Genomic DNA, 1390 nt, shown 5'->3' with positions numbered 1-1390 from the left:
GATGTGCTGGTGTGGACGGCCTCTCATCCCCACGGTTCTATGGCGCTGTCAGCGTCACAGCTAGATGAGAGGAAAGTCTGATGAATCTTCCTGTTCGCATCGGTATGGACACTTCCAAGTCGGTTTTCCAGCTTCATGGTGTTGATGAGAATGAGGTGGTGGTGGTCCGCCGCCAGTTCCGGCGAGCCGAGATGATCCGCTACTTCGAGCGGCTTCCACCGGTTCTCGTCGCCATCGAGTCCTGCGGCAGCTCGCATCATTGGGCGCGCCTGCTGCAGTCGTTCGGTCACGAGGTGAAGCTGATCCCCCCTCAGTACGTGAAGGCTTACGTGAAGCGCGGCAAGAACGACGCGGCCGATGCCGAAGCGCTGTGCGAGGCGGTCACCCGGCCGAGTATGCGGTTTGTACCGATCAAATCGAAGGAACGGCAAGCGGCCTGCATGTTAATGACTGTGCGGGAACGCCTGGTCAGCGTGAAGTCGCAGCTTTCCAATGCTTTCAGGAGCTATGCGGCTGAATTTGGCATCGTCGGCCCCGCCGGTCGGCAGAATGTCGCGCAACTTATCAAACGGGTACTCGAGGATGACAGCTTGCCGGAAATGGCAAAGGATCTCTTCCGACTCCAAGCAGAGGAATATGCCGCGGTCGAAGCCCGCCTGGCAAAGATCGAAGCCAAGCTGATGAGGTGGCACCGCGACGATGATGTCAGCAGGCGGATCGCGACGATTCCCGGCGTCGGTCCGATTGGGTCGTCCATGCTAAGCATGAAAGCGCCGCCACCCGAGACCTTCAGATCGGGTCGCGACTTTGCGGCGTGGCTCGGGCTGACACCTAAGGATCATTCAACTGGCGGCCGGCAAAGGCTTGGCGGCATTACAAAGGCTGGAGATTCTATACTGCGATCGACGTTGATCGTCGGTGCGACCGCACTGCTGAGGCATATTCGAAAGGGCCGTCATAAGCCCACACCATGGCTCGCTTCGCTGCTGGAGCGAAAGCCGCCAAAGTTGGTCGCGGTGGCCTTGGCCAACAAGTTTGCCCGCATCGCTTGGCGCTTGATGATATCGGGCGGCGTGTACAAGCAGCCGGTAGCCGTCATGCCGACTTGATCTGAAATCGGCCCGCGAGCAGGTTGCTCGGCGGATTGCCCACGAACTTGCAGGACGCAGTAGATGGAAGGACCGATCGGTCGATACGCGCGAACTTCCGAAGATTACACTGGCAACAAGAATGTCGCCCATGTGCTTGGAGCGCGCGTAGCGAACACCATCTCGGCCAGCGGGCTTTGTCCGCGCAAACAGGCCGGACATCTGATAGCAAGCGATCTGGCCAAAAGTCTGCTACAATCCTGACAAGTGGGGGCCGTCCACATCTGCAATCTCTACTCGAT

At 58.9% G+C, this 1390-nt stretch carries 1 protein-coding gene; it reads left to right on the top strand.

All coding sequences use genetic code 11. The features are described 5' to 3' along the window. Positions 1-80 precede the first annotated feature (80 nt). Positions 81-1109, top strand: coding sequence for an IS110 family transposase (locus JQ627_RS38890; RefSeq protein ID WP_212489599.1), 1029 nt, complete (start codon positions 81-83; stop codon positions 1107-1109). Positions 1110-1390: the final 281 nt, after the last annotated feature.

This window comes from Bradyrhizobium liaoningense (genome assembly GCF_018130785.1).
Taxonomy (GTDB): Bacteria; Pseudomonadota; Alphaproteobacteria; order Rhizobiales; family Xanthobacteraceae; genus Bradyrhizobium; species Bradyrhizobium liaoningense_A.
The sequence above is the reverse complement of the archived record's forward strand: the minus strand, read 5'-3'. Positions and strand labels throughout refer to the sequence as shown.